Origin of the sequence: Gardnerella swidsinskii, from assembly GCF_003397705.1 — a bacterium.
Taxonomy (GTDB): domain Bacteria; phylum Actinomycetota; class Actinomycetes; order Actinomycetales; family Bifidobacteriaceae; genus Bifidobacterium; species Bifidobacterium swidsinskii.
Genome location: NZ_QJVB01000003.1, coordinates 56,150 through 83,131 on the forward strand (window position 1 = coordinate 56,150; position 26,982 = coordinate 83,131).

General features: G+C 41.3%; 25 protein-coding genes. 16 read left to right on the top strand and 9 right to left on the bottom strand.

What is annotated here, in order from left to right:
• Positions 1–5 precede the first annotated feature (5 nt).
• The 4 genes from D0T18_RS04230 to D0T18_RS04245 form a co-directional block, all read right to left on the bottom strand.
• Complete coding sequence (locus D0T18_RS04230; RefSeq protein WP_103013942.1) at positions 6–734, bottom strand: aspartate/glutamate racemase family protein; 729 nt, start codon at positions 732–734, stop codon at positions 6–8.
• A 35-nt stretch (positions 735–769) separates the two neighbouring features.
• The gene (locus tag D0T18_RS04235) at positions 770–2,011 is read right to left on the bottom strand and encodes a carboxylate--amine ligase (protein ID WP_081378923.1); all 1,242 of its coding nucleotides are present in this window, start codon (positions 2,009–2,011) and stop codon (positions 770–772) included.
• A gap of 134 nt (positions 2,012–2,145) precedes the next feature.
• A complete protein-coding gene (locus D0T18_RS04240; RefSeq protein ID WP_116440545.1) occupies positions 2,146–3,951 on the bottom strand; it encodes a UDP-N-acetylmuramoyl-L-alanyl-D-glutamate--2,6-diaminopimelate ligase in 1,806 nt (601 codons plus the stop codon).
• A gap of 25 nt (positions 3,952–3,976) precedes the next feature.
• Positions 3,977–4,756 carry an exonuclease domain-containing protein gene (locus D0T18_RS04245; protein ID WP_116440629.1) on the bottom strand — a complete coding sequence of 260 codons (780 nt, stop codon included), beginning with the start codon at positions 4,754–4,756 and terminating at the stop codon, positions 3,977–3,979.
• Between the two features lie 278 nt (positions 4,757–5,034).
• Between D0T18_RS04245 and D0T18_RS04250 the strand changes: the two genes are divergently transcribed.
• Positions 5,035–5,583, top strand: a complete 549-nt coding sequence (locus tag D0T18_RS04250) for a sigma-70 family RNA polymerase sigma factor (RefSeq protein ID WP_032835266.1) — start codon at positions 5,035–5,037, stop codon at positions 5,581–5,583.
• 68 nt (positions 5,584–5,651) lie between these two features.
• Here the strand turns inward: D0T18_RS04250 and D0T18_RS07025 are convergent, their stop codons facing one another.
• From D0T18_RS07025 to D0T18_RS04265, 4 genes are all read right to left on the bottom strand, one after another.
• On the bottom strand, positions 5,652–5,726 hold the full coding sequence (locus tag D0T18_RS07025) for a 50S ribosomal protein bL37 (protein WP_369803150.1): 75 nt from the start codon (positions 5,724–5,726) through the stop codon (positions 5,652–5,654).
• Positions 5,727–5,863: 137 nt separating this feature from the next.
• Positions 5,864–6,364: a Cys-tRNA(Pro) deacylase gene (gene ybaK / locus D0T18_RS04255; protein WP_004105119.1), complete on the bottom strand. Its 501-nt coding sequence runs from the start codon at positions 6,362–6,364 to the stop codon at positions 5,864–5,866.
• A gap of 176 nt (positions 6,365–6,540) precedes the next feature.
• Positions 6,541–7,596, bottom strand: coding sequence for a type I glyceraldehyde-3-phosphate dehydrogenase (gap, locus tag D0T18_RS04260; protein WP_004573912.1), 1,056 nt, complete (start codon positions 7,594–7,596; stop codon positions 6,541–6,543).
• A gap of 372 nt (positions 7,597–7,968) precedes the next feature.
• On the bottom strand, positions 7,969–8,766 hold the full coding sequence (locus D0T18_RS04265) for a thiamine diphosphokinase (RefSeq protein WP_064621400.1): 798 nt from the start codon (positions 8,764–8,766) through the stop codon (positions 7,969–7,971).
• A gap of 299 nt (positions 8,767–9,065) precedes the next feature.
• Between D0T18_RS04265 and asnB the strand changes: the two genes are divergently transcribed.
• From asnB to D0T18_RS04315, 10 genes are all read left to right on the top strand, one after another.
• Positions 9,066–10,952: an asparagine synthase (glutamine-hydrolyzing) gene (gene asnB / locus D0T18_RS04270; RefSeq protein ID WP_116440546.1), complete on the top strand. Its 1,887-nt coding sequence runs from the start codon at positions 9,066–9,068 to the stop codon at positions 10,950–10,952.
• A gap of 229 nt (positions 10,953–11,181) precedes the next feature.
• Positions 11,182–11,943, top strand: a complete 762-nt coding sequence (gene infC, locus D0T18_RS04275) for a translation initiation factor IF-3 (protein ID WP_012913964.1) — start codon at positions 11,182–11,184, stop codon at positions 11,941–11,943.
• Positions 11,924–12,118 (top strand): 50S ribosomal protein L35, encoded by a 195-nt coding sequence (gene rpmI / locus D0T18_RS04280; protein WP_004128670.1) that lies wholly within the window; start codon positions 11,924–11,926, stop codon positions 12,116–12,118. Before infC ends, rpmI begins: the two co-directional genes overlap by 20 nt.
• 68 nt (positions 12,119–12,186) lie before the next feature.
• Positions 12,187–12,570: a 50S ribosomal protein L20 gene (gene rplT, locus D0T18_RS04285; protein WP_004105106.1), complete on the top strand. Its 384-nt coding sequence runs from the start codon at positions 12,187–12,189 to the stop codon at positions 12,568–12,570.
• A 94-nt stretch (positions 12,571–12,664) separates the two neighbouring features.
• The gene (xerD, locus tag D0T18_RS04290; RefSeq protein ID WP_116440631.1) at positions 12,665–13,624 is read left to right on the top strand and encodes a site-specific tyrosine recombinase XerD; all 960 of its coding nucleotides are present in this window, start codon (positions 12,665–12,667) and stop codon (positions 13,622–13,624) included.
• A gap of 48 nt (positions 13,625–13,672) precedes the next feature.
• Positions 13,673–14,512: a ParA family protein gene (locus tag D0T18_RS04295; protein WP_004110398.1), complete on the top strand. Its 840-nt coding sequence runs from the start codon at positions 13,673–13,675 to the stop codon at positions 14,510–14,512.
• Positions 14,513–14,702: 190 nt separating this feature from the next.
• Complete coding sequence (gene typA / locus D0T18_RS04300; protein ID WP_064621387.1) at positions 14,703–16,628, top strand: translational GTPase TypA; 1,926 nt, start codon at positions 14,703–14,705, stop codon at positions 16,626–16,628.
• Between the two features lie 43 nt (positions 16,629–16,671).
• Positions 16,672–17,079 (top strand): hypothetical protein, encoded by a 408-nt coding sequence (locus tag D0T18_RS04305; RefSeq protein ID WP_041160476.1) that lies wholly within the window; start codon positions 16,672–16,674, stop codon positions 17,077–17,079.
• A gap of 137 nt (positions 17,080–17,216) precedes the next feature.
• On the top strand, positions 17,217–18,212 hold the full coding sequence (locus tag D0T18_RS04310) for a prephenate dehydratase domain-containing protein (protein ID WP_116440547.1): 996 nt from the start codon (positions 17,217–17,219) through the stop codon (positions 18,210–18,212).
• Complete coding sequence (locus tag D0T18_RS04315; protein ID WP_116440548.1) at positions 18,206–19,291, top strand: prephenate dehydrogenase; 1,086 nt, start codon at positions 18,206–18,208, stop codon at positions 19,289–19,291. The genes D0T18_RS04310 and D0T18_RS04315 overlap by 7 nt, the downstream gene beginning before the upstream one ends.
• A gap of 23 nt (positions 19,292–19,314) precedes the next feature.
• Here D0T18_RS04315 and D0T18_RS04320 read toward each other — a convergent pair whose 3' ends face one another.
• On the bottom strand, positions 19,315–19,608 hold the full coding sequence (locus D0T18_RS04320) for a DUF6725 family protein (protein ID WP_012913969.1): 294 nt from the start codon (positions 19,606–19,608) through the stop codon (positions 19,315–19,317).
• Positions 19,609–19,693: 85 nt separating this feature from the next.
• On the opposite strand from D0T18_RS04320, the gene D0T18_RS04325 reads away from it, so the two are divergent.
• From D0T18_RS04325 to D0T18_RS04345, 5 genes are all read left to right on the top strand, one after another.
• Positions 19,694–20,662, top strand: coding sequence for a tyrosine recombinase XerC (locus D0T18_RS04325; protein WP_116440549.1), 969 nt, complete (start codon positions 19,694–19,696; stop codon positions 20,660–20,662).
• Positions 20,663–21,048: 386 nt separating this feature from the next.
• The gene (locus D0T18_RS04330; RefSeq protein WP_116440550.1) at positions 21,049–22,677 is read left to right on the top strand and encodes a peptide ABC transporter substrate-binding protein; all 1,629 of its coding nucleotides are present in this window, start codon (positions 21,049–21,051) and stop codon (positions 22,675–22,677) included.
• Positions 22,678–22,878: 201 nt separating this feature from the next.
• Complete coding sequence (locus tag D0T18_RS04335) at positions 22,879–23,805, top strand: ABC transporter permease (protein ID WP_004105077.1); 927 nt, start codon at positions 22,879–22,881, stop codon at positions 23,803–23,805.
• A gap of 12 nt (positions 23,806–23,817) precedes the next feature.
• Positions 23,818–24,810 (top strand): ABC transporter permease, encoded by a 993-nt coding sequence (locus D0T18_RS04340; protein WP_064621766.1) that lies wholly within the window; start codon positions 23,818–23,820, stop codon positions 24,808–24,810.
• A 24-nt stretch (positions 24,811–24,834) separates the two neighbouring features.
• Entirely contained in the window at positions 24,835–26,859 is a 2,025-nt protein-coding gene (locus D0T18_RS04345) for a dipeptide ABC transporter ATP-binding protein (RefSeq protein WP_033888614.1), read from the top strand.
• Positions 26,860–26,982 lie beyond the last annotated feature (123 nt).

Below are 26,982 nucleotides of genomic sequence, written 5' to 3' on the forward strand. Positions count from 1 at the left end.
TTCTGCTACTTCATTCGCAAAGATTTAGCTTTTTCTACAGTATTTTTTACAAGTACTGCTTGAGCGTCAACTAACGGTATTTGCGGAAGAGGAAAAGCTTCATTAAGTACGCTTAATTCTGTGCAACCCAAAATAAGTGCGTCGCAACGGCACGCTCCTGCAGGGTCAAGCATGTCGCTTAAAACGGACTCGTAACGGCGTAAATTAAGATTACCTGTGCCTTTTACATCATCATAAATAAGTGATGTAATGCGTTTTTGTAAATCGTCGTCGGGTGCTACGAATGTGTATCCTGCTTCTTCTATAGCGCGCTGATACACTCCAGCTTTACGCGACCCTGCAGTACCTAAGAATCCAATACGGTTACATTTAGACTTTGGGTAACGTTTAGAAACTTCAGCTACAGCACCACGCGGCATATGTATAATTGGCACGTCGGTAAGTGCTTGGAACTTATCGTAAAAGTAATGCGCAGTATTGCACGTGAGCACAATAAATGAAGCACCCATCGCAGTTGCTTTAGCTATGTCGTCTGCAAGAGTAGGGAATGGGCTTTCGGATGATTCGCCAACAATATATGCTGTTCTATCTGGCACAGAAGCATCATTGAATACCACATAATCTAAAAACTCTTGATCGTTATGTGCATGCGTTTCTTTATTAAGTAAACGAATATAGCTTTCTGTTGCAAGTGTGCCCATGCCGCCAAGTACAGCAAAAAACGGACGTTTCATTGTCTCATATTCCCTTCAAAGTTACGTAATAATTTTCACGCTTTATTGCGGAAAAATTCTGCGTAACGCCTTGTGTAAATTGAAAACATATGACGAATCATCAACCAGCGTAGCAGATTCATATCTTTTTTATATTCTAGCGTAGTGCCCCAATCGCCGCGACGAATCATATTAAGACCGCGCTTCTTTTCATCGCCTTCTGCTACATAATTGCAAAATATCGATCGCGGAATCTCCATCCACAACTTTTCTCCACGACCGAACACAGTATTTCCGTCAAAAGGCTTATGGTCAATTAAATCTTCAACAAAATATTTAGCAATATTAAATCCGTTTAAAGTGACGAAATAGCTTGAACGGCCTTGGCGTAAATTGATTTCAAAAAGCTTATATTTTCCGTCTCTCTCATCGTATTTCATATCAAAATTAGCTACGCCAACGTAATGTATATCTTCCAAAAATGCTTTAATATTTTGGAAAACTTCTTCATTGTAGTCTGGAATAATAGCTGCATAATTGCCAATCGCTTCTGGAGTTGGATCCTCCAGCAGAGGGTGTCCTAGAAACATCATGCGCACATGATGATTGCTATCAACGTAAGCGTTTAGCACACGCATGCGGCTGTCGTCTCCAGGAATAAAGTCTTGCAAAATCATTTCGTCATCGTAGCCAGCTTTGTACGAGCGTTGAATAAGAGTATCAAGTTCTTGCGGAGTATTGATAATAAAAGCTTTTTTACGTCCCTCAAAATCAATATCAAGCCATTTAGTGCTATTCGCTGGTTTCATAGCAATAGGGAAGCTGAATGGCAAATCTTCATAAGCGTGCGCTGCTACTTCTTGAGCGTTTACAACTTTAGTTTTTGGATGAGGAAGATTGTATTTTTCACAAGTTTTATAGAATGAGCTTTTAAGGCTAAGCTGGCGATTGAGCGAATTTGGCAATGTGTGGAAAGCAAAATATTCGTGCAATTCATCACCGCATTGGCTTAGAAGGTTCGCATATACGTCGCCGCAAGGAATAAGCAGAAGTTTGGTATTAGGATGCTCTTGATGCCATGATTTAGCAAAATTAAGCATTGTATTGCGGAATGTAGGAAGTTCTCCAAAGCCTGGAACAATTCTCACATCGACAATTTTGCTAAATTTCGTAGGTGAAAGTTGGAAGTGCGCAAAAGCAATTGAAGTAATGCCATATTCTTCATGGAATGCTCGAGCCATGCCGTATGCGTTTATATCGCTACCGAGTAACACAGGTTGAAATCGTTGATTCTTCATTTGTATCTTCTTCATTTGTTTTAATTTGTTATTTAACTTGTTTGTTATTTAGTTTGTTAGCTAGCTTGTTAGTTAGTTTATGTAGTAATTGCGTTTATTTTATTCGTATATTTTCATACTTTCGCATAAGCGTATTACAGACCAAAAAGACGCTTTATTACGAATGAATCACCCTCATACGGCACATGCTTTCGTTTGTTTTTAATCCAACGTTCATCGCCCTTACCGATAGCAAGAAGAATGTTTAATCTTCCATTTTTTTGTTCGCTACTTGCTGCATCGTTGTAAGCGCATTCTATTGCTTCAGCTCTGTCGATAATAATGCGTGAAGAAACATTTGGGTTCGTAACATAACTTTGCATATCCTCGCAAATATGCATTACGTCTTCAGTATCAGTATCTTCAGTAGTGAAAATAAACTGTTCTATGCGGTTTTGCGCGGCTTCAACAATTTCTTTACGACGGTCGACAGCTTTATCTCCTGTGGAACCAGTTATTAGCGTAATTCGAGGATTAAATTTGCCGTAGCGTTCTTCTACAAAGTCAAGAACTGATTTTGTAGAAATGTAGTTATGCGCATAGTCGACAACCGCAATCATGTTTGAGTGCGTGTCTTTGAAAACTTCCATGCGTCCAGAAATTTTCACATTCTCAATAGCGTGTAGTGCGTGTAAATCAGTATCCTGATTAATTCCCAATTCTCCTGCAATAGCGATTGCAGCTAAAGCATTTTCGTAGTTAAAATCTCCTGCAATAGACAATGCGAATTCGTCAATAGGGCAGTAGTGCACGTCTTCTTCGTAGTCGTTATCTTCATAGTCGTCGTCTTCGCTTGAGTCTCGCATAGCGATGCAATGTGATTCACTATTTTCTACTGGCATTGCAATGTAGTCAGGAGTAAGTAATTCCGTGTAATCGTCATCGTTAGCAGGCGCGCAATAATTTATGCGATCGTCGTCAAGATCATCGAAATTGTCATTTTCGCAAGCATCGCCTTCTATTTCATCTTTTTTAATGCGAGCAAAAGTTGTTACGAGCACATTGTTGCGTTCCGCATCTTGTAAAAGAAGATCTGCGTGATCTGTATCAGAATTTAGTACTAAACGCTTAGTATTTGCAATAATTTGTCGTTTGCAATACAAGTAATCTTCAAAAGTTGGGTGCTCAATAGGGCTAATGTGGTCTGGGCTAATGTTTAAGAATGCTGCAACATCGAATTTAAGACCGTATACGCGATTCACCTTATAAGCTTGCGAAGAAACTTCCATAACAAGATACTTCATGCCGTTATCTACAGCTTCGCGCATCATTTTGAAAGCATCAAAACTTTCAGGAGTAGTTAAATTAGATTCAACGTAATTTTTTCCGTCTACGCAATTATCTACTGAAGAAAACAGTGCTGCTTTACCGTGCGAATGGGAGTTTAGGATAGCGTGAGTAAAGTAGGCTGTAGTTGTTTTGCCTTTAGTTCCAGTAATTCCAACAATAGTGAGTTTTTCTTGTGGATTTCCAAAGAATGCTGCTGCAAGCACGCTCATTGCTTTTTTAGCATCCGTAACAATTAAACCAACAGCTTTTGTGTATTGTGCGTAGCTTTGTTCAGCAACATATGCAGTAAGTCCTTTGTTGTCTGCATCTAAAAGATATTCCGACTTAAAATTGCCTTTAATAAACAGAAGTGTTCCAGATTTAATATCGCGAGTATCGTAAGTTGCGTTAGTAAAGCACTTATCTGCATCAATATTTGGGAAATAATACGGATTTAAAGACCATATTTCATTGCGAGAATGAGTAGAGTCTATAGTTTTTTCTTTAGTATTAGCACCATTAGCAGTATTAGTATCTTCTGCTTTACCATATTGAATCATTTCGCGTAACAATCCATAGTGTTGCAAAATTTCACTTGCGTTTGCTAGTGACAACGTGTTATGCATGATCATAATTTACTTCTTTTCACCAAATGTTTTATAGCCATGTTCCAGTAATAGGCTCACGTCCGTGAGATTGCAGCCATTGATTGAAGCTATCTCGCCAATTAATATAAGCTTCGCGCTGCCAATCCATCATAGTATTCAGCCTCATGCAACTTACTGACTCATATAGTTTGCTCATTGGAGCAATCAAATCAAGAGCTGCAACTGTGTCTGCTGTAGCATCGTGGAAATCTCCGATTGGTTCAACCCCGTAAAACTGAGATGTAATAGTGAGAGTACGCTTGCCGGATCTTCTAGAAACAGCCCTATCGATAACAAGAGGGTCAACAGTAAGAATGTCATTAGCGTTTAGTGCATGTATTGAACAAGTTGCGCGTTCTTCTAGCGCAGTAAGATGCCAATGCTTCAAGTCGTGACGTAACATTGCAATATCAAATGGAGCGTTATAAGCAAGTAGTGGAATATTCTTAGCTTGAGCCATGCTTACTGCACGTGCAAGGAATTCAAGTTCTTCTTCAGGCTCTCCGCCGTGTTCTTGAAGGTATTCGTCTGTGAAACCATTTACTTCGCTTGCCTTAGGATTCATAGGCTGATGAGGGTTAATTAACCAAGTTGATACCACATCTCCAGCGTGAGCTAGTTCAGGATTGCGTAATACTAGAGTTGCAGAAACAATGGCATCTTTACCAATATTTGCACCTGTAGTTTCAGTGTCGAAACCAAGTAACCATGATTCAGCAAGTAATGTATTCTCATCTTGCTTAGGTGCTAAATCTAAAGCATTTAACAATTCTTGAATATGAGTTGGCATAGTCACAATACTACCGCAATGTCACGCAATGTCACACTATGCCGCGCTGCGTTATTGTGCTGCGATGTGTTACCATCTCGCGCTGCGCTACACTATGCAATACGATAAATCAGTAGCGATATGTGCAAAGTAAAAGTATTATTGACTATATGAGTGAGCAAATCGAGAAGACAAATGTTATGTGCTCTAAAAGCGTAAGAGTTAAAAAACAAAATGCAAAAAATTGTAATGCTCGCTTATTTAGTGATCGTTTAGTAGATACTAAGCAAAGTTCTGCAATGGAAAGTCGACGCAAAAGATTTGAACAACTTGTATCTACTTGCGTTGATCCTTTGTACACTCAAGCTATGCGTCTTACGCAAAATGCGCAGGATGCGCAAGATTTAGTGCAAGATACTTTTGAGCGCGCTCTTAAATCTTTTGAAACTTTTCAGCCTGGCACGAATTTTGCTGCCTGGATTAACAGGATTGAACGAAATTTGTATTTTAATCAGTACGCGAAAGCAAAACGAAGCCCTAAACGTGCTAACGATGAAACTGGCGACTACAATGATTGGGATATCTATGAGGCTTCTAATCATTGCGCAAAAGGGATGCTTTCTGCTGAACAAGAATATTTAGAAGGGTTTGCTCCACAAGAGATTATTGCTGCGCTTAGTAAGTTGCCGCCTGAGCGTAGAAAAGTTTTTATTGAAGTCGCTATTCGAGGTAAATCTTATAAACAAATTGCCCAAGAAGAAGGCGTAAAAATAGGAACTGTTATGAGCAGACTTAACCGCGCTCGCATGCAACTTAAACGTGAACTTTCTGATTATTGTGGTGAATAAAAGTATGCTAAAACGAAAAAGCCCACGATTGACGTGGGCTTTACAGTATGTATAAGCGAATTTATAGCTTAAGCATTTGGTCTTTTGCCATGATTCGCTGCTTTTTTACGACGCGCCTTGCGCTTGCGGCCACGCATACCCATAATGCACTCCTTAACGATTAATGAACAACCTTAGGGATTATCGCACGTTGCCAAGACGTTATATTTGTCAACGTACTAATCTCGTGCGAGTAATCACTTGTTAGTAGCAATATTTGCAGTAATAAAGCTTATGTTGCTTATGCTGCTATATCAGCTACAGTTGCGTTTAATAATGTTACGATATCTTGAGGATTAAGAACTACGTCCAATCCTCGTTTTCCTCCAGAAACAAGAATCTCATCAAATTGCATTACGCTACTATCTAGTACTGTTTCATGGTGCGTTTTTTGTCCGAATGGTGAAATTCCGCCAACTACGTAGCCGCTTTCTCGTTGCGCAACTTCTGGGCTTGTCATACTTGCTTTCTTTGCGTGTACTGCTCCTGCAATTGCTTTCATATTGAGACGTCCGTTTACTGGAACAATTCCAACTACTCGCTTTTCACCAGTGTCAACCATAAGAGTTTTGCAAACTTGAGCTGCGCTTACGCCTAGCTTCTCAGCAGCCTCAATTCCATAGCCGTCGTCCATGTGATCAGCGTCATGCTCGTATTGCGCTATGCGGAAGGTGATGCCTGCGTTTTCGAGTTGCGCAATAGCTGGAGTTGCTTTTCCGGTTTCTGCATGTTTTTTACTCATTTTGTTACCGTGCCTTATACTCAACTGTCAAATTGTGTTACATGATATGCTATACCGACTGTTGACTTAGTGTATATTAAACATATAAACCCCTTGTGGAGCTTAGAAAGCAGCACAAGGGGTTTATATATTAAATATTCGCACAACCAGCTATTGCTGATTGATGCTTAGCGAAATCACTCGGAGATTTCAGCGAAGTAAAGAAGAGTGCGAATCATGTTGGAAGTGAAGCCGTACTCGTTGTCGTAGAAGGTAACGGTACGAGCCAAAGTTACACCGTCAACAGTGTTCACGTCGGTCTGAGTTGGATCGAAAACGCCACCGTGGGTGTCGCCGATGATGTCAGAAGACACGATGCTGTCTGCATTGTAACCGAAGTACTCGCAGTTTTCGAAAGCCTTCTTGAAAGCGTCGTTAATTTCTTCAGTGGTTGCTGGCTTCTCAAGAACAGTGGTCAACTCGGTAACAGAGCCGTCTGGAACCTGAATGCGCTGTGCGTGACCCTGGAGCTTGCCGTTAACTTCTGGCACAACCTTGCCGATTGCCTTAGCAGCGCCGGTGGAGTGCTCAATGGTGTTGCAAGCTGCGGAACGGTTATTGCGTGGCTTAGAGCCGCGTGGACCGTCGAGAATCATCTGAGTGCCGGTGTAGGCGTGAATTGTGGTCATGAAGCCGGACTTGATTCCCCAGTTGTCTTGAAGCAACTTCACCATTGCAGCCATGGAGTTGGTGGTGCAAGAACCAGCGGAAACAATGTTGTCAGAAGCCTTCAAGATTTCGTGATTAACGCCGAACACAACTGTTGGAGTGGTTTCATCCTTAGCAGGAGCAGAAATAAGAACCTTCTTAGCACCTGCGTTCAAGTGAGCCTGGGACTTTTCTGCAGAAGTGTAGAAACCGGTGCATTCGAGAACGAATTCAACACCGTCGTTCTTAACCCATGGAATGTTATTTGCGTCTTTTTCGGCGTAAACCTTATAAGTCTTGCCATCTACAACGATTGCGTCTTCGGTGGAGGTTACCTCAACTGGGGTGCCGTCATCGTGGCGGAATGTGCCGTGGGTGCTGTCATACTTGAGTAAGTAGGCGAGCATCGAAGGGGTGGTCAGATCGTTGATGGCTGCGACTTCGATGTCACCTGCTTGACCGCCGCGAGCTTGAAGCTCAAAAATACGACGGAATGCGAGACGACCGATACGACCGAAACCATTAATACCAATCTTGACTGTCATGTGGTTCTCCCTTGAGTGAGACCTCGTGCGCAACGTTTTAAGTCGCGCTATTTTCGCGATGAAAACTCACGCATTTAGGTCATCGTTATTTGAATTAACGGTGTTCATTTTAGTGTGCGGTATGTACGAAGAGTTGTAATATAGCTCACTTTTATTGCAATAATGCATTGTGAGAACAGTGAGCGTTAACATGCTGTGTTTTATGAGTGTTTTTGTGAATTTTTTGATAGTTTCCAGTTGCGTTTTTGCATAACATTTTACGAATCAATATTGTTCAATTGAACAACGCATGTAATGTTAAAAAGAAAAAGGCTGACGAGTTTTTCAAGTAAAAGAACCTCGTCAGCCATTTGCACAAACTAAAGTTTGCGCCTATTCGTTATACGTCATTGCTTCAGCAGCTGCAGTAGTCGAATATGTTGGAGTAGTTTCGCTTTCAAGAGGAACTGCTAATGCCTCAGATATAGAAGTATCGACTTCGCCTAAATCTCCAATTGGTCTTTTAAACCAGCTCACCTGTGGTAATGGAGCATTAATAGGGAAGGTTACAATAAGTGTTCCTTCATGAACGTCAATATGAGCAGGCGTATCATTTAATAATTCGTTACTTAAACCTTGTACTGCATCTCCATGCATGGTTGCGTGTTTAAGCTGATACTTTAATCCAACTTCATTTACATCATTAGAAACTGGAGTATGAGAAAAAACGGAAACTATGCGCAAATCATTTCCAGATGATGCTGGAAAATCAAGAGATCCATCATGTATTGCTGTAACAATTTGACCGTCGCCGTACAAGAATCCAATTCCACCGCGACGCGCTAAACGAACCATAAGTTGAATATTGGAAATAGTATGGTCGACTCGACCACCTAATCCTCCGAAAATATGAAATTCTCGAGAGCCTTTAGCCCAACCGACTTTCAACGCAGAAAGTAAGTCCGGATCATCTTTTTCTGCAGGCAATCTAGTAATAACTGCATCAGTAGGGAGCTTTAATCTAACAGAGTCAAAATCGCCGATGAGCGCATCTACATGCAAACCTAATTTACATGCATGATCCCAGCCTCCATCAGCTGCAATTGTTAAAGCGCGATCTGGCACATGCTCACGCGTATGATCGTAATAATCTCCTGCTGCTAATACTACGCAGCGTTGCAAAGGTTCCATAGCAACATAATAACGCTGCATTTGTACTGATACCATACATTTACAACAAGAGTTTATAAGCGTAGTTGTTAACCAACATTTGACTATGTTTTATGCCATTTTTGGATTTGATATTAACGTATTTTATTGCTTTTATTCCGGCAAATACAGGAATTTTTAGACTAATACTCGCTTAACATAAAGTGCTTGGTGTAATATTGCATGGCAAGTTAGATTTTCCAAGTTATTATGGATTTTCGTTAATTATTTGCTAGTAGACTAACGTAATGCTGTGTTGTATATTCTACGAGGAGAAATAAATGTGCGGAATTGCAGGGTTCATTAATGACACCCCAATTAACGTCAAAAGCCAAATTGTAAAAGATATGACAGATGTGATTGCGCATCGTGGTCCTGACGAGTATGGAACTATGATTGACGAACACGCAGCACTTGGTTTTCGTCGACTTAGCATTATAGATCTTCACGGTGGATCCCAACCTATGTACAACGAGGATGGGAATCTTGCAGTTACTTTTAATGGTGAGATTTATAACTACAAGCCACTTCGCGAAGAACTTATTAAAGCTGGTCACACTTTCCATACTGATTGCGATACAGAAGTATTAGTGCACGGATACGAAGAGTGGGGTAAAGGCTTACTTAATCGTTTACGCGGAATGTTTGCATTTGTTATTTGGAACAAGAGTACTCAAGAATTGTTTGGCGCTCGCGACCATTTCGGTATTAAGCCTTTTTATTATGCGCAAATGAATGGTACTTTTATGTACGGATCCGAAATTAAATCTTTACTGCGCCATCCAGATTTTAAGAAGGAACTTAACGAAAATGCGCTTAAGCCGTTTATGACATTCCAATATCCTGCAATTAACGAAACTTTCTTCAAGGGCGTTTTTAAGCTGCGTGAAGGTAATTGCTTTACGTATAAGAATGGCGAAATGAAGATTGAGCAATATTACGATCCTAATTTCAAAGAAACAAAGCAACGCTTGAATGAATTAGTTGATTCTATTGATAAAACAGTTTGTGATTCTGTTCAAGCTCACCAAATTGCGGATGTTGAAGTTGGTTCGTTCCTTTCTTCTGGAGTTGATTCAAGTTATGTTGCCGCTGTTGCGCGCCCTGAACACACATATTCTATTGGTTTTGCTGGTGGAAGATACAATGAATCCAAACAAGCAAGCGAATTGGCAAAAATTATTGGCTTAAACAATAAATCTGAAATTATTGACGCTGCTGACGCATTCCGTTATTTCCCACAAATTCAGTGGTATTTGGACGAACCTGATTCTAATTTCTCTTGCGTCCCATTATTCTTCCTTGCAAAATTAGCTTCGCAAGATTTACGCGTTGTGCTAAGCGGTGAGGGAGCAGATGAATTATTTGCAGGATACATTGATTATGGTGTTCATACGCGTTCTAAACTTATTAAAGTTGTGACTCGCATGCTTGCAAAGTTGCCAAAAAAGTTGCGTTACGCGATTGGTCGAGCTGCAAAGGGTAAGCATTTCCATGGAGCGTGGCATTTGTACGCTAATTTGGCTCCAGCTGAGGAGCATTTTATCGGTCAGTCAAAGGTTTTCAATGAGGAAGATGCTGTAAAACTTTTGAAGCCTGAGTATCGCAAGGGTCCTAGCATCCGCAGCATTGTTGATGCTATTTACAATAGAATTGCTGGTAAGGGACTTTCTGAAGTGAAGAAAAAGCAATATCTTGATATGCATCAATGGATGCCAGGAGATATTTTGCTTAAGGCAGATAAAATGACTATGGCACATTCTTTGGAGCTTCGCGTGCCTTTGCTTGATCGTGTTCTTATGGATGTTGCAGAAAAAGTTCCTACTAAATATTTAATTACTGATGAAAATACGAAGTTTGCTTTCCGAAAAGCTGCGTCCCGTCATTTGCCAAAAGCTTGGTATGACAGAGAAAAGCTTGGTTTCCCTGTGCCAGTTAAGGATTGGTTGCGTGAGGAACGTTTTTATAAGATTGTGCGTAAGACGTTTGAAAGTGACGATGCTGCTAAATTCTTCGATAGAGATGCTTTACTTCGTATGATTGACGATAATTATGCAAAGAAAAATGACGATCGTCGTAAGATTTGGACAGTTTACACATTCCTGACTTGGTATGATGTGTACTTTAATCATGATGGATTGAAGCCTGAGCCAATGCAGTTAGCGTAGAAATCGCATAGTTCTAGCTTTGATTTGTGGCAGTCAAAACGCGTTTCGTGTGTTGGCTGCTTTTTTGTCAAGGCTTCTAGTAAAATGAATATTCGGCTTGAGTAATCAAGAAAGTGGGATGTCCCCACCTGGAAGCCTACTGTGGTTTCGGGTTCATGACTTCGGTCACGCAAGTTAGCTCTTGTGCTGCTTGCTGCGCTGTTATATAGCGTTTTATTGATATGAAGTGGTGAATCTTAAGCTCTTGGACTTCTTGGTGTATTACATCTTACAAGTATTTAGAAGGATTGGAGTCATCATTAGCGACGAACCACGCATTAACGAGGAAATTCGAGTCCCTCAGGTGCGCCTTATTGGTCCAAAGGGCGAGCAAGTGGGAGTTATCGCAACCTCTGTCGCGTTAAACCTTGCAAGGGAAGCTAACCTCGATCTTGTCGAAGTTGCACCTACTGCTAAGCCTCCAGTAGCCAAGCTTATTGACTACGGTAAGTACAAGTACAACGAAAAGATTAAGGCTCGTGAAGCACGTCGTAATCAGACCGTCGCAGAGGTTAAGGAAATTCGTTTCCGTCTCAAGATCGACGATCATGATTTCGATGTGAAGAAAGGTCATGTGCTTCGTTTCTTGAACGGCGGAGACAAGGTAAAAGTAACTATTATGTTGCGTGGCCGTGAGCAATCTCGTCCGGTTGGTGGCGTTGAATTGTTGCGCCGACTTGCAGATGAGGTCTCTGAAAGTGGCACAGTAGAGTTTGCGCCAAAGCAAGAAGGTCGAAATATTATTATGACTCTTGCTCCAAAAGGCAAGAAAATTCATACACAGTCTGAGCAACGTCGTCGTGGCGCTGAATCTCGCGCTGAGCGTCAAGCTCGTCAGGCTGCTCGTCTTGCAGCTAAGCAAGAGGTTCAGTCACAAGCTGCAGCTGCAGTAAATGCTATGCAATCCGATCAACATCACAAGGAGGGCAGCAATGCCGAAGATGAAAACTAATTCCGCAGCGTCCAAGCGCGTTCGTCTTACCGGTACCGGTAAGGTGATGCACGATGGTAGCGCCATGCGCCACAACTTGGAGCACAAGTCGGCTCGTAAGCGTCGTGCTCTTTCTGAAGATAAAGTATTGGCTACTGCGCAGAGCAAGAAGCTTAAGGGCTTGCTCGTTAAGTAAGTAACAAGTAAGAATTGCTTGTAAACGAATACGCAATCGAAAATTTTTAAGAAAGCTGAGGAATACTTATGGCACGAGTAAAGCGCGCAGTAAACGCTCACAAGAAGCGTCGCGTTGTTCTTGAGAGGGCTTCTGGTTACCGCGGTCAGCGCTCCCGTCTTTATCGCAAGGCAAAGGAACAGCTGCTCCACTCATTTACTTATAACTTCCGCGACCGCAAGGCTCGCAAGGGTGATTTCCGCAAGTTGTGGATTCAGCGCATTAACGCAGCAGTTCGCGCTGAAGGCATCACTTACAATCGCTTCATTCAGGGCTTGCACTTGGCAGGCATCGAATTGGATCGTCGCGCTCTTGCTGAGCTCGCAGTTTCCGATATTGAAGCTTTCAAGGCTGTTGTCGAAGCTGCTAAGGCTGCATTGCCAGCTGATGTAAACGCTCCAGTTGAAGCCTGATTTTGCTTTAATAGAGTTCTATTTTAAGCCCACCAATTTAGGTGGGCTTTTTCTTTTAAAACAACAAATTTACTTATTAGCTATAATTATTTTTATGCGCTCAAATCTTGATTCTGACAATAGGGAAAATAATATTCCTGAAGAGTTTGCACTTCATATTCAACGCTTTATTGCGCATATTGATATTGAGCGTGGTCTTTCTAAAAAAACAGTATCTGCGTACGCTTCAGATTTGCAAGATTACACATGCTGGCTTTGCGACGAACGAAAAATAAAAGATATTGCTACTATTTCTCAATTAGATATTGAATCATACATTCGAACTTTGAATGAATTAGGGTTGGGGACTAGGACAGTTGCGCGTCGACTTGCAAGTATTCACGAGTGGCATCGCTTTATGCTTGCTCATGGTGACATACAAGCTGACGTTTCAGCGCAAGTAAAAGCTCCAAAACAAGCAGACTACTTGCCGGATGTTTTAAGTATTGAAGAAGTAAATAGAGTTATTGAAGCTGCAGGGAATTTTGGAAGTTCCGATGCTATTTCGATTAGAGATACTGCTCTTCTCGAGTTTTTATACGCTACTGGAGCGCGAATTTCGGAAGCAGTTGGCGTAAAATTCGAAGATATTGATTTAAACGAATCTGTTGTAAAACTTACAGGTAAAGGCTCTAAGCAGCGTTTAGTTCCGATTGGTGGTTGTGCTGTTCGTGCTCTTCGTAACTATATGGAGAAATCTCGCCCAGAATTAGCGTTAAAGGGCAAACGTGAATTGCACACAATTTTCTTAAATAAGAGAGGTAATGCACTTTCTCGTCAATCAGCATGGGCAATAGTAACGCAAGCTGGCGAGCGTGCAAAACTTGACAAACCATTGCATCCGCATACGCTGCGTCATTCTCTTGCCACGCATCTTATTGCAGGTGGTGCTGATGTGCGCACAGTTCAAGAGCTTCTTGGTCACGCTTCCGTAACAACTACGCAAATTTATACGCATATTAGTCCCGACGCATTAGTTGAAGCTTACGTAATGAGTCATCCTCGAGCTAAATAATTTTATGCTCAGAGTTTCGTGAGTATACCTGTTGATAAAGTGGGGAACATGCCTACTGATTTACTTGGACGCGAATACGAAACTTTTCATGCACCAGAGCCGTTAACTTCACATGGTCCTGCTCGCATTATTGCAATGTGCAACCAGAAAGGTGGAGTTGGTAAAACTACAAGTTCCATTAATATTGCTGGCGCACTAAGTCAGTATGGTCGTCGCGTTTTGATTGTTGATTTCGATCCGCAAGGTGCGGCAACAGTTGGACTTGGAATTAACGCAAATGCGCTTGATAATACAGTTTATACGGCATTATTTGATTCGTCTGTAGATGTTCACGACGTAATTCGTCATACTGAAACAGAAAATATTGATATTATTCCTGCAAATATTGATTTATCTGCAGCTGAAGTTCAGTTAGTAACTGAAGTAGGACGAGAGCAAATATTAGCAGGTGTATTGCGCAAAGTGCGCGACGAATACGATGTTATTATAGTCGATTGTCAGCCTTCTCTCGGCTTGCTTACTGTAAACGCGTTAACGGCAGCTGATGGTGTGATTATTCCACTTGCTGCAGAGTTTTTTGCTCTTCGAGGCGTGGCTCTTCTTATGCAATCAATTGAGAAGGTACAATCTCGTATTAATCCAAATCTTAAAGTATTTGGAGTTCTTGTCACTATGTACACTCGCACACTTCATAGTGAGGAAGTGTTGCAGCGCATTTATGAAGCTTTCCAAGATCGCGTTTTGCACTCTGTGATTTCGCGTTCTATTAAGCTGCCAGATTCTACAGTTGCTGCAGTTCCTATCACTATTTTTGCTCCTGAACACAAGACTGCAAAAGAGTACCGCGAAGTTGCGCGTGAGCTTATTGCTAAAGGTGTTGTTGCGTAAGTTCTTGTTGTTCTGCGTTAGTGTGGATTAAAAGCTGTCTGCGCTCACTAGTAAAATCGGTGCGGTTTGGCAGTTTACCTATTTGGGTGCTTGTCAATAATGTATATAGCTACTGTTTCAGCCGATATTTATAGCTTAAGCGGTTGCATGTTAATAATTACTTAAACGCGAAGAATGGAAGAGGTTTGTGATGACTGTTCGCGGTGATATTCGAAATGTGGCAATTGTGGCGCACGTAGACCACGGTAAGACCACTCTGGTAAACGCCATGCTTCAGCAGTCGCACGTATTTTCTGAGCGTGAAGAAGTTCCAGATCGCGTTATGGATTCCAATGATTTGGAACGCGAAAAGGGCATTACTATTCTTGCTAAGAACACTGCTGTGCAGTACACAGGTCCATTAGCTGAAAAGTATGGTCATCCAGAAGGTATCACTATTAACGTTATTGATACTCCAGGTCACGCTGATTTCGGTGGTGAGGTCGAGCGTGGTATCTCTATGGTTGACGGCGTTGTTTTGTTGGTTGACGCTTCTGAAGGTCCTCTTCCACAGACTCGCTTTGTGCTTCGTAAAGCTTTGGAAGCTAAGCTTCCTGTTATTTTGTGCGTAAATAAGGTAGATCGTCCAGATGCTCGTATTGAAGAAGTTGTTGGCGAATCTACAGATTTGCTTCTTGGCTTGGCTCAGGATGTTGTCGAGGAAGGTATTGACCTCGATCTCGACGCTTTGCTTGATTTGCCAGTAATTTATTGCGCTGCTAAAGCTGGTTATGCTTCTGTTAATCAGCCTGAAAATGGTGGTTTGCCAGATAACGATAATTTGGAGCCATTGTTTGATTCTATTATTTCGAACATTCCAGCTCCTGAATACGAAGAAGGTGCTCCTCTTCAAGCTCATGTTGCAAACATTGATTCCTCTGACTTCTTGGGTCGTCTCGGTTTAGTGCGAATTTACAACGGAACTTTGGAAAAGGGCAAGACTTACGGTCTTTCTCGCGTCGACGGTTCCATTGAAAACTTCCGTGTTTCTGAGCTTCTTCGCACTCAAGGTTTGGAGCGCACTCCTGTAGCTTCTGCAGGTCCTGGCGACATTGTTGCTGTTGCTGGCGTAAACGACATTATGATTGGCGAAACTATCGTTGACCAAAACGATCCAAAGCCGCTTCCATTAATTCATGTCGACGATCCTGCAATTTCTATGACTTTCGGAGTAAACGATTCTCCTCTTGCTGGAACTGAAGGCAAGGATCATAAGCTTACTGCTCGTATGATTAAGGATCGTTTGGATCGCGAGCTTATTGGTAACGTTTCTATTAAGGTTATTCCAACTGAGCGTCCAGATGCTTGGGAAGTTCAAGGTCGTGGCGAGCTTGCTTTGGCTGTGCTAGCTGAGCAGATGCGTCGCGAAGGCTACGAGCTTACAGTTGGTCGTCCTCAGGTTGTTACCAAGACTATTGATGGTCAAATTAATGAGCCTATGGAAAGCACTACGATTGACGTCCCAGAAGAGTACATGGGTACCGTCACTCAGCTTATGGCTGATCGCAAGGGTCGCATGGATTCTATGAGCAACCACGGTTCTGGTTGGGTTCGTTTGCAATTTACTGTTCCTTCGCGTGGTCTTATCGGTTTCCGCACTGCTTTGCTTTCTGCTACTCGCGGAACTGGTATTGCAAGCTCTATTTCCGCCGGTTATGCTCCATGGGCTGGTCAGATTGTGACTCGTCAGAATGGTTCCATGGTTTGTGACCGCAAGGGTGTTGCAACTCCTTATGCTATGCAGCGTTTGCAAGCTCGTGGCGTATTCTTCGTTGATCCACAAAGCCCAGTTTACGAAGGACAAATCGTTGGTATTAACAACAAGCCAGATGAGCTGGATGTAAATATTACGCTTGCTAAGCACATGACTAACATGCGTTCTTCAACCGCTGATGTTCTCGAGACCTTGACTCCGCCAATCAAGATGAGCTTGGAAGAGTCTCTTGACTTTGCTAACGAAGACGAATGCGTGGAAGTTACACCTGAAGCAATTCGCGTGCGCAAGATTATTTTGAGCCGTGACGAATGGTATAAGTGGCGTGCTAAGCAGCGTCGTCAAAACAACAACGCTGCATGATAATCGCAATATACCAATTAGTAATGGAACGTTAGGTTTTATTATGTCGTCGAAACCGTGGTCGCATCGCTTGCCTTCGTGGGGCAGGTATGCGACCACGTGTGTTTCTGCAGTAATATGCGCGTTGATTGGTACTTTTGCTCATCGCTGCGGTGCAATGGATAACATTCCTTACGGATTCGTATTATCTATGCTTTTGCTGTTTTTGTCTGCTTGGTGTGCAAGATCTCGTAGTGGTTGGAGTGGATTACTTATTCACGCAATAGTTTTCTCCGCGTTTGCTTGGATTCTCGCATTAGATTTTATTGGCAGTGCAATTCTAGTACCTGTTGGTTTCACAATACCGTTGCCATGGTGTTCGCAATATGTTGGATATTTTTGGCTTTACGGCGTTCTTGTTGCTCACTTAGTCTTGCTTTGTATGCCTCAGCGTTGGTTTGTTATTGAATAGTGAAATGAGCAAAGAATTTGCAATAATTTAAGCGTGACTTCGCTGTGAATTTTGCATACAAAGAAGTATTAAGCAGTATTTTTTACAGTAGTCTTGATTACAATATTCTTAACTGCAACAGTTTTTAAGGAATACTTATGAATAGTAGTAACAGTAAGTTCTCACGTAAATTATGCTATTTAGGGCCGGAAGGTTCTTTTACTCATCAAGCAGCTTTAAAAGTTCAGCAGCAGTTACAATCATTTGAGAATTTGCGACTTATTCCAATTGCTTGCGAGAATGTTCTTAGTATTGCTAGTGAAATTGAAGAGCATAACAATTGGGGTGTTATTGCGTGGGAAAACAATATTGAGGGCGTTGTAATACCTAATTTAGATTTACTAATTGATGCAAAGAATATGGTTGGTATTGCTCGCGTAGGAGTCGATATTAGTTTTGATGCTGTTATTTGCAAGTCAGATTCAATCGATAACTGTTCTACTATTGTTGCTCATCCGCATGCGTTGGCACAATGTCGTAAGTTTGCTCAAGAGCGTGGATTGAAAGAAAAAACTGCGTCTTCAAATGCTGCTGCTTGTAGGGATTTAGTTCCTGGAGAAGTTGCTTTATGCCCTAAAATTTGTGCTGATTTATACAATAGGCAGATTGTGAGTGAAGCAGTTGAAGATTTTTCTGGCGCGCGAACTGAGTTTTTAGTGCTAGCTCCTCGAGATCAGGCTTTAGATTTTGTTAATGTGCAGCGAGAAAACTTTTCATCATTTTCCTCAATTATTGCATTTATTCCGCGTTGCACAGGTGCTGGCGTGTTAGCAAATTTGCTTGATGTTGTGCGTGATCATGGTCTTAATATGACTTCCTTTATGTCTAGACCGATTAAAGGGCGAGGCGGTTTATACAGTTTTATTGCAACTGTTGATTCTGCTCCTTGGGATTCTATGTGTAAAGATATGATTCAAGAGGTTGTTGAACATGGTGATTGGGTTCGAGTTTTAGCAGTGTATTCTTCTGATAAACGCAAGAATCCGGTGATGGATGATTGGATGCTACCTCATGGTGGAGTGTGCGTTGAACCTTCAGTTGATGCTTTACGTAATTTGAACGTAATGCGTGCAGAAAGAGAATTATTATGGTAGACGATGCTGAATTTTCTCAAAATTTTTCTGTTGGTATTGTAGGTCTTGGTCTTATTGGTGGATCTCTTGCAAAACGACTTGCTAAACTGGCAAATTGCAACGTATATGCATGGAATCGTCATAATGAGCCTTATGACGAAGCTAAAAGTTTAGGAATTACTTGCGTAGACAATGTGCAAGATTTAGCTAAACTTCGTCCAAATGTTTTGATTTTATGCAATGCTTTAGCCGCTATGCCAAGTATTTTGCATGAAGTTGCACCTTATATTGACAAATCTTGCACAACTATTAGCGATGTTGGTAGCGTAAAAACTTTAGTTAGAAATCAGGTTGCTGCAGCAGGTTTGCAAGATTGCTACGTTGGTGCGCATCCGATGGCTGGTAGTGAATTTACTGGTTGGAAAGCTTCTAGTGGTGAGCTTTTAAATGGTGCTTTGTGGGCTTTAACTGTTGATGATTCTACTGAGTTTTGGCGAGTTAGAAATATTTTGCAAATGATTGTTTCGCTATGCAAGAATCGCGCAATAGTTTTGGATGATGCAACGCACGATAATTCTGCAGCTCTTATTTCTCATATGCCTCATGTTGTTGCAACAGCTCTTGCAAACGTATTATGTGAACAATCTAATCGTGCTATTGCTTTACAACTATCTGCAGGTTCCTGGCGAGATATGACACGAGTTGCTCTTACTGATCCTCAACGCACTCGTGCTATGGTAAGTGAAAATCGGCATAATACTGCGAAATTATTGCGTTCCGTAATTTCTGAGCTAACTTTTGCTGCAAATATGTTAGATAATGATGTTGAAACCGCGGATGCTTTAGAGCAAGAGTTTTTTGCTAAAGCTCAATCTTGGAGAGAATATAAATACTTGCAGCGCAACTCGTCTAAAACTAGTATGCAACAAAGCGATGCTGCAAATAGCAGATTGTGGAAGTATGATTCTCAAATCAATTGGCAGCAGGAATTATTAGAATCCGCGCGCTTAGGAGAATCCATTGTTGAACTTTCCGGATTTAACATCAACGAATCTTCGCAACTGCTATTGCGCTCAGATGCTTCCTTGAGAAATGTGTAAAACTTGCTCCTTATCAGACAATTCTACAGACTAAGCGGCTTTTGGAATTTGCGTTCTGGGATTGGCTTTAAACGGTAAATAGTTTTGGCATCAATGAACATTTCTTCGGCAGCTCTAGTGCCGTTTGCTGCAGGATCTCGAAGTAAATGAAGCATTACCCCGTCCCACTCGAGTACGTGCCCAATTGCATCATGATACTCGATTTTTTGTGTTCCATTGTTATTGTCTTCTATAATTTTGTAAGTTCTTACTACTATGCGCGAGCCTGCAGGTATTTGCTGTGGTAGTGTAGTTAAATTCCGTGTTTGTGTGTTCATAACATGCTCCTTGTTGTATTATGCATGTGACTGAAGTATATGGCAAACGTTTTGTTTTAAACTTTTATGGAAGGGTGAGTTAAGTATGAGCAACAATAAATTTGTTTCTGAAAATTTCTTAGGCTTACCTTCTAAATATATGAGTTTAATAGATGATTATATTGATTATGTTCGTGCTAATAAAGGCTTGGGTGAACGCACGCAGAAAGCTTATGCCAGTGATATTTTGCAATGTTTAGCATGGTGTAATCGGCACGGATTTAATAATATTTCGGAGCTTACTACGGATGATTTGCGTTCGTGGATGGCTGATGAGTCGCGAAGTCATGCGCGTTCAAGTTTGGCTCGCAAAGTAGTTGCGGTGCGTGGTTTTTTTGCGTGGTGTCAGCATGTTGAATACATAAGCGGTAATCCTGCAGAAATTTTAATGACGCCAAAAATTAAAAATATGCTGCCATCTGTTTTGGATGAATATCAAGCAGAATCATTAATGAATAATGTTGATTCTAAAGCTAATGTTTCAACTTCGTGTCCCAAAAATCAGAAAGCTATAGGACTTCGCAATGCTGCAATTCTGGAGCTTTTATATGCGACTGGTATTCGTGTTGGTGAGCTTACTAGTTTAAATATTCAGGATATTAATTTTTCCTCGCACACTATAAAAGTTACTGGTAAGGGAAATAAGCAGCGTGTTGTGCCTTTTGGGGTTCCTGCTTATAAAGCTTTATCTGCTTGGATTTCTAAAGATGGACGAGAAATTTTATTGCGAAATTCTGTTGAAGAGGCAGTATTTCTTGGTACTCGCGGAAAGCGTATTGATCAGCGTTTGGTAAGGCAGATTGTGCATGACGAGGCTAAAAGTGCGCATGTTCCGGATATTTCTCCTCATGCTTTGCGGCATAGTGCTGCTACGCATATGTTGAATGGAGGGGCAGATTTACGCGAAGTGCAGGAATTATTGGGTCATTCATCGCTTAATACTACTCAGCGTTACACTCATGTTTCTATTGAATCTTTAAAACGTAAGTATTCTCAAGCTTTTCCGCGTGCATGATAGTAAATGTTTTAAACATTCAATTATTCATATTTAACATGTTTTTTACATAATAAATATGTTAATTTACATTTTTGTAATATACATATATCTATAAAAAACAATAAATTTTACTATATAAATAATAAAATTTTCGGTATTTATAATTAAATCTAGACTTAAATAATTAATTATTACTAATATACAATATTTTTTTCAATTTTCTTTTACTATTGCATTGTTTGTAAAAATACGTATCATTGAATTTTAATCAACGAAGAGGCCTCGTCATTGGCTTGCGAGAATCCATCTGGCAATAAAAACCGGATGGATTTTTATGTTTTAGCTGATGTTTGGCTTTTTTGTGATATGACAATCCTGCCTACCAGACGTTAGGAGAAAAATATATGAAGAATAAGGCTTTGGCTTTCGCTGCTGCTGCCTGCTCGCTGGCAATGTTACTTGGTGGCTGTGGCTCTTCCGCTAAGAATGCACAAACAAACGGTGGCAAGGTTATTATTACCGTTTCAAACTCTGAGCCACAAAACGAATTAGTCCCTGGAAATATTAACGAAAATGCTGGCGCTCGTCCTGCCATGTTGGTTAATTCCACGTTGGTAACTTTCGATGAAAAAGGTAATCCTGTGAATGAGGATGCTGAAAGCATCACTCCAAATGCTGATGCTACCCAGTACACCGTGAAGGTTAAGAAAGGAAAGAAGTTCAGCGATGGCACTCCTATTACAGCCGAAAGCTTTGTGAAAGCTTGGAGCTTCGTCGCTAACGCTAAGAATGCTCAGAAGTGTGCTTCCTTCTTCCAAACCATTAAGGGTTATGCTGATTTGCAGAAGGATGGTACTAAGGGTGACGAACAGCTTTCTGGTTTGAAGGTTGTTGATGAAAATACTTTTACCGTTGATTTGGAACAGCCAGATTCTGTATTCCCAATTAAGGTTGGCTACTTGGCATTTGCTCCACTTCCGGAATCCTTCTACAAGGATCCAAAGGCTTATGGCGAAAAGCCTGTTTCTTCTGGTCCATACTTGTTCAAATCTTGGGATCACAACAAGCAGATTGAAGTTGTGAAGAACCCAGATTACGATGGTCCACGTAAGGCTCAGAATGATGGCGTAACTTTCAAGGTTTATACAGATGGTAACGCTGCATACCGCGATGTGCAGGCTGGAAACCTCGATATGACTGATAATATTCCAGATACCCAAACTAAGACTTTCCAGAAAGATACAACTGTTAAGGCTTACAACCGTCCAGGTTCTGTAATCCAACAGTTCACTATTCCTTCAAGCCTCCCGCACTTCGATGTAAAGACTGAAGAAGGTAAGCTTCGTCGTCAAGCTATTTCTATGGCTATAGACCGTAAGGTGATTATCAACAAGATTCTCAATGGCACTGCTTCTCCTGCGAACGAATTTACTTCTCCATTGACTCCAGGCTATAAGGCTGATCTTAAGGGTCATGAGAACGTAGAATTTAATGCGAAGAAAGCTAAGGAACTTTGGGCTAAGGCAGATAAGATTTCTAAGTATGATGGATCTCTTACTTTCTCCTACAATGCCGATGGAAATGCAAAGTCTGTGTTTGATGCTGTTGTGAATTCCCTCAAGAATAATCTCGGAATCAAGGCTGAAACCACTCCAATTCCTACATTCCAGGAATTCCGTAATGCTTGCGCTAAGCGTCAGATTAAGGGTGCATGGCGTGCAGGTTGGATGCCAGATTATCCAAGTGCAGAAAATTACTTGACTCAGGAATTTGCTTCCGTTGCAGCTGATGGCAATGGCTCCAACGAAGGTGATTATAAGAATCCAAAGTTCGACGATTTACTTAAGAAAGCTGCATCTGCTAAGCCAGGAGAGGTTATTAAGCTCTATCAGCAAGCAAACGAAATCCTTCTTGAGGATCTTCCATCTGTCCCATTGTTCTACTCGAACGCTAAGGCTGTGATGGTTCCAACTTTGAAGGGCTTCACAATGGATTGGCAGAATATGCCGCTGTACTATCAGCTTCACAAATAAGCTGGTAGCTAATTAAGAAAACAGCATAGTGTTACATACTTTTTAGAAAGTTAGTAGGTAACACTAGTTGGTTCCTCTTAATAATTTAATATCGCTTATTGCGAAATTGCTGCTCCAGCTAAACTAGTTAAATAAAACTATTGAGCTGGAGCGGCACTTTGTTGTTTTTTGAGTAAGTTTTAACAATTCAAGGAGAATTCGATGGGTAAGTACATTCTGCGTCGTATTTTGCAGATGATTCCTGTTGTTCTCGGCACAACATTATTAGTTTATGCTTTAGTATTTGCTTTGCCTGGAGACCCAGTAAAAGCAATGTTTGGAGAAAAACCTGTTAATCCTGCAGTGGCTGCACAAATACGAGCCGAGTATAACTTAGATAAACCATTTATTATTCAATATTTACTTTTCTTAAAGAATGCTCTTACCCTCGATTTTGGTCATACTTTTGCAGGTCAACCAGTTATCGATGAAATTGGTCGTGCATTCCCGGTTACTGTTCAACTAGCAATTATGGCATTCGCTTTCGAGGCAATATTTGGTGTCATATTTGGCATAATTTCAGGTTTGAAGAAAGGCAAGTGGTATGACAGTGTGATTCTGGTTGTATCTCTTCTTCTTATTTCTGTTCCAACATTTGTGACAGGTTTCGTAGGACAATACTTATTTGGTGTTAAATGGCGCATATTACCAGTTACAGCTAGTAACGATCCTGGATTCTTCGATTTGCTTCTTCCTGCAATGGTTCTTGGTTCTGTGTCTATGGCGTATATCATTCGACTTACAAGATCTGAAATTTCTTCAAATATTTCGCTCGATTATGTGCGTACAGCTCGTGCAAAGGGCTTAAAAGAAGGCTCTGTTATTGTTCGTCACGTTTTGCGCAACTCGCTTATACCTGTCGTCACCTTCTTAGGTCAGGATTTGGGTGCTCTTATGGGCGGTGCAATGATTTCGGAAACGATCTTCAACATTCATGGCGTTGGATTCCTCACATATCAAGGGATTCTAAAAGGAGAAGGAAACCTTGTTGTTTCCATTGTCACGCTTTTGACATTGATATTTGTATTTAGCAATTTTCTTGTTGATATGTTGTACGCGGCTCTTGATCCGCGCATTCGTTACGCGTGAGGGGAGTACACTATGGAAGATAATTTGATGAAAAATGATTTGATTGCAAATAATGCTTCAAATTGCGATATATTACCGGGGCAAGAACGCTACGTTGCACCATTAGACGATACGCCTATTCAAGAAGTGGATTCCGTAGACGAATCCGCTGCTGCAACGAGTATGTGGGCAGATACTTGGAGAACTTTGCGCAGGAATCCATTGTTTATTGTTTCTGCAATTTTGATTATTGCAATTATTTTTGTTGCGTTCTTCCCAAGCATTCTTACAAAGCACAATCCTAATTATTGCGTTTTGGAACACTCTCTTGAGCCAGCTTCAGCCGCGCATCCATTTGGTTTTGATATGCAAGGTTGCGATATTTATGCTCGAGTTGTTTATGGTACTCGTACATCGCTAAGTGTTGGTTTGCTTGCAACTATTTTGGTTGTACTTGTTGGTTCTTTAATTGGTGCGTTAGCAGGATTCTTCGGAGGCTGGGTTGATACTATTCTCAGCCGAATAACTGATATCTTCTTGGCTTTACCAATGCTTCTTGGTGCAATCGTAGTTTTACAAATGTTCCGTACATCTAAATCAATTTGGAAAATTGTGCTTGTTATGGTGCTTTTTGGATGGGTTAGCGTTGCTCGTATTGCACGAAGCGCTGTTATGGAATCAAAAAATCTTGAATTCAATACCGCATCTACTGCTTTAGGATCTACTCCAATACGTAATCTTTTCAAACACATTATCCCGAACTCTTTGGCTCCAATCATTGTTGTTGGAACAACTTCGCTTGGAACTTATATTGTGTTGGAAGCAACATTAAGCTTCCTTGGAATTGGTTTACCAAGTACTACTGTCAGCTGGGGTGGAGATATTTCTACCGCTAGAAATGTTCTTACTACGAACCCAGAAGTCTTGTTCTATCCGTCTATTGCACTCGCAATTACTGTGCTCGCCTTTATTATGATGGGTGATGCTGTAAAGGATGCATTAGATCCGAAGAGCCGTAAGGCGTGAATTTAGCGTGGAGGAATAAAACTTATGAATACAACACGTAAAGATATAGACATTCGCGCCATGCAGCTAGAGCAAGGGCCATTGTTGGAAGTAAAAAATCTCCAGGTTGATTTCACAACAGACTCAAAAAAAGCTGTTCATGCTGTTAGAGATGCTAGCTTCTGTGTTTATCCTGGTCAGTGGGTTGCAATTGTAGGTGAATCTGGTTCAGGAAAGTCCACTTCTGCAATGGCTGTTCTTGGTCTTCTTCCTGGAACCGGTCATGTTACAGGTGGATCTATTAAGCTCAAGGGTAAAGAAATTAGCAGTTTGAAGCCAAAAGAGATTGCTGCCTTGCGTGGTACTGCAATGGGCCTAGTTCCGCAGGATCCTATGAGCAACTTGAACCCTGTGTGGCGTATTGGCGAACAAGTTAAAGAAGCATTAATCGCAAATGGTGTTGACGTTGATCACGAGAAGCGTTCTTCATTAGCTGAGGCTCTTGCAGGCGATTCTGTTCAAGTCAAAAGCAATGAGGATGAAACATTCCTTGGCTCTAAAGAATTACCAGATTTGATTGAAGTTGCTAAGAAAGCTTTGAAAGAAGTTGGGCTTGATGAGCATAACGATGCTGAAAAGTTCAATGAAGCTATTGATTACTACAAGAAAGAGTGGGTTCCAGGCTCTGAAACTCGTTGGCGCGTAGCAGACGATTTAATCAAATATGGTGTAAATGACGACAAAGCTTGGGAAATTGCCAAAAAGTATGTTGTAGGTGCAAGCGTTGAAGATCGTATTGCTGGTTTGCTCGATGAAGCTGGTTTGCCAGATGCTGCAACTCGTGCACGTCAGTTCCCACATGAGTTTTCCGGTGGTATGCGTCAGCGCGCTTTGATTGCTATTGGTTTGGCTTGCCGACCGGACTTGCTTATTGCAGATGAGCCAACTTCCGCTTTGGATGTTACTGTGCAAAAGCGTATTCTTGACCATTTGCATACACTAACTGATTCGCTCGGAACTTCTGTTCTCTTCATTACACACGATTTAGGTTTGGCTGCCTCTCGCGCGCAGCATGTTGTTGTTATGTATAAGGGTCGTGTTGTTGAGTCTGGCCCATCGTTGGAAGTTTTGCAGCATCCTCAGCATCCGTATACAAAGAGACTTGTTGCTGCCGCTCCAAGCTTAGCTTCTCAGCGCATTATTTCTGTTAAAGAACACGGTGGTAACGCTGATAACTTGCTTGAGCATCATGTAGTAGGTGAGCAAACTCTCGAAAAAAGTGAGCATATTATTACTGTGGATCACTTAACTCGTGAGTTTAAGCTTCCTCGCAAGAAAGAGCTTTTTAAGGCTGTTGACGACGTTTCATTCTCTATTAAGCGTGGTACGACGTTAGCTATCGTTGGTGAATCTGGTTCAGGTAAATCTACTGTTGCGAATATGGTTTTGCGACTTCTTAAGCCAACAAGTGGAACTGTTACTTACGAAGGTAAGAATATTTCCGATTTAAAGGGTTCGGATTTGCTTGACTTCCGTCGCCATGTGCAGCCAGTTTTCCAGAATCCGTATGGTTCTTTGGATCCTATGTACTCAATTTATCGTTCAATTGAAGAACCTTTGCGTATTCATAAGATTGGTGATAAAAAGAGTCGTAAAAACCGTGTGGTAGAGCTTCTAGACATGGTTCGTATGCCTGCTTCAGTTATGACTCGATTCCCGAACGAACTTTCTGGAGGACAGCGTCAACGAATTGCGATTGCTCGTGCTATGGCTTTGGACCCAGATGTTATAGTTTGCGATGAAGCTGTATCTGCTTTGGATGTGCTTGTGCAAGATCAGGTTTTGCACTTGCTTAACGATTTGCAGGCGGAGCGTGGTTTGAGCTATTTGTTCATCACACACGATTTGGCTGTCGTTCGTCAGATTGCAGACGAAGTTGTTGTTATGCAGCATGGAAAGCTTGTTGAGCATGCAACTACAGATGAGGTATTCGATCATCCACAGATGGAATACACTCGCGATTTGCTTGATGCAATTCCAGGAGGAAATTTGGAACTTGGTTTAGACTAAATAGTACAAGCTGATAAAAAGGTGCAGGTTTTATAGAATCTGCACCTTTTTATTTTTCTATTAATTCCGTGTTTATTGGTTGAGTAATCCATAACTTGTAATCTGTGTTGGTTGCGTGATTTA

What these genes read in the sequence shown, in the direction of transcription:
- D0T18_RS04245 (WP_116440629.1), bottom strand. Translation starts at nt 4,756, where the DNA reads ATGCCAACTCATATTCAAGAATTGTTAAATGCTTTAGATTTAGCACCT.
- D0T18_RS04240 (WP_116440545.1), bottom strand. Translation starts at nt 3,951, where the DNA reads ATGATCATGCATAACACGTTGTCACTAGCAAACGCAAGTGAAATTTTG.
- D0T18_RS04230 (WP_103013942.1), bottom strand. Translation starts at nt 734, where the DNA reads ATGAAACGTCCGTTTTTTGCTGTACTTGGCGGCATGGGCACACTTGCA.
- xerD (WP_116440631.1), top strand. Translation starts at nt 12,665, where the DNA reads ATGCGCTCAAATCTTGATTCTGACAATAGGGAAAATAATATTCCTGAA.
- asnB (WP_116440546.1), top strand. Translation starts at nt 9,066, where the DNA reads ATGTGCGGAATTGCAGGGTTCATTAATGACACCCCAATTAACGTCAAA.
- D0T18_RS04310 (WP_116440547.1), top strand. Translation starts at nt 17,217, where the DNA reads ATGAATAGTAGTAACAGTAAGTTCTCACGTAAATTATGCTATTTAGGG.
- rpmI (WP_004128670.1), top strand. Translation starts at nt 11,924, where the DNA reads ATGCCGAAGATGAAAACTAATTCCGCAGCGTCCAAGCGCGTTCGTCTT.
- D0T18_RS04295 (WP_004110398.1), top strand. Translation starts at nt 13,673, where the DNA reads ATGCCTACTGATTTACTTGGACGCGAATACGAAACTTTTCATGCACCA.
- gap (WP_004573912.1), bottom strand. Translation starts at nt 7,596, where the DNA reads ATGACAGTCAAGATTGGTATTAATGGTTTCGGTCGTATCGGTCGTCTC.
- D0T18_RS04315 (WP_116440548.1), top strand. Translation starts at nt 18,206, where the DNA reads ATGGTAGACGATGCTGAATTTTCTCAAAATTTTTCTGTTGGTATTGTA.
- D0T18_RS04325 (WP_116440549.1), top strand. Translation starts at nt 19,694, where the DNA reads ATGAGCAACAATAAATTTGTTTCTGAAAATTTCTTAGGCTTACCTTCT.
- D0T18_RS04335 (WP_004105077.1), top strand. Translation starts at nt 22,879, where the DNA reads ATGGGTAAGTACATTCTGCGTCGTATTTTGCAGATGATTCCTGTTGTT.
- D0T18_RS04265 (WP_064621400.1), bottom strand. Translation starts at nt 8,766, where the DNA reads ATGGAACCTTTGCAACGCTGCGTAGTATTAGCAGCAGGAGATTATTAC.
- D0T18_RS04305 (WP_041160476.1), top strand. Translation starts at nt 16,672, where the DNA reads ATGTCGTCGAAACCGTGGTCGCATCGCTTGCCTTCGTGGGGCAGGTAT.
- D0T18_RS04320 (WP_012913969.1), bottom strand. Translation starts at nt 19,608, where the DNA reads ATGAACACACAAACACGGAATTTAACTACACTACCACAGCAAATACCT.
- ybaK (WP_004105119.1), bottom strand. Translation starts at nt 6,364, where the DNA reads ATGAGTAAAAAACATGCAGAAACCGGAAAAGCAACTCCAGCTATTGCG.
- typA (WP_064621387.1), top strand. Translation starts at nt 14,703, where the DNA reads ATGACTGTTCGCGGTGATATTCGAAATGTGGCAATTGTGGCGCACGTA.
- D0T18_RS04250 (WP_032835266.1), top strand. Translation starts at nt 5,035, where the DNA reads ATGGAAAGTCGACGCAAAAGATTTGAACAACTTGTATCTACTTGCGTT.
- rplT (WP_004105106.1), top strand. Translation starts at nt 12,187, where the DNA reads ATGGCACGAGTAAAGCGCGCAGTAAACGCTCACAAGAAGCGTCGCGTT.
- D0T18_RS04330 (WP_116440550.1), top strand. Translation starts at nt 21,049, where the DNA reads ATGAAGAATAAGGCTTTGGCTTTCGCTGCTGCTGCCTGCTCGCTGGCA.
- D0T18_RS04235 (WP_081378923.1), bottom strand. Translation starts at nt 2,011, where the DNA reads ATGAAGAATCAACGATTTCAACCTGTGTTACTCGGTAGCGATATAAAC.
- D0T18_RS04340 (WP_064621766.1), top strand. Translation starts at nt 23,818, where the DNA reads ATGGAAGATAATTTGATGAAAAATGATTTGATTGCAAATAATGCTTCA.
- D0T18_RS04345 (WP_033888614.1), top strand. Translation starts at nt 24,835, where the DNA reads ATGAATACAACACGTAAAGATATAGACATTCGCGCCATGCAGCTAGAG.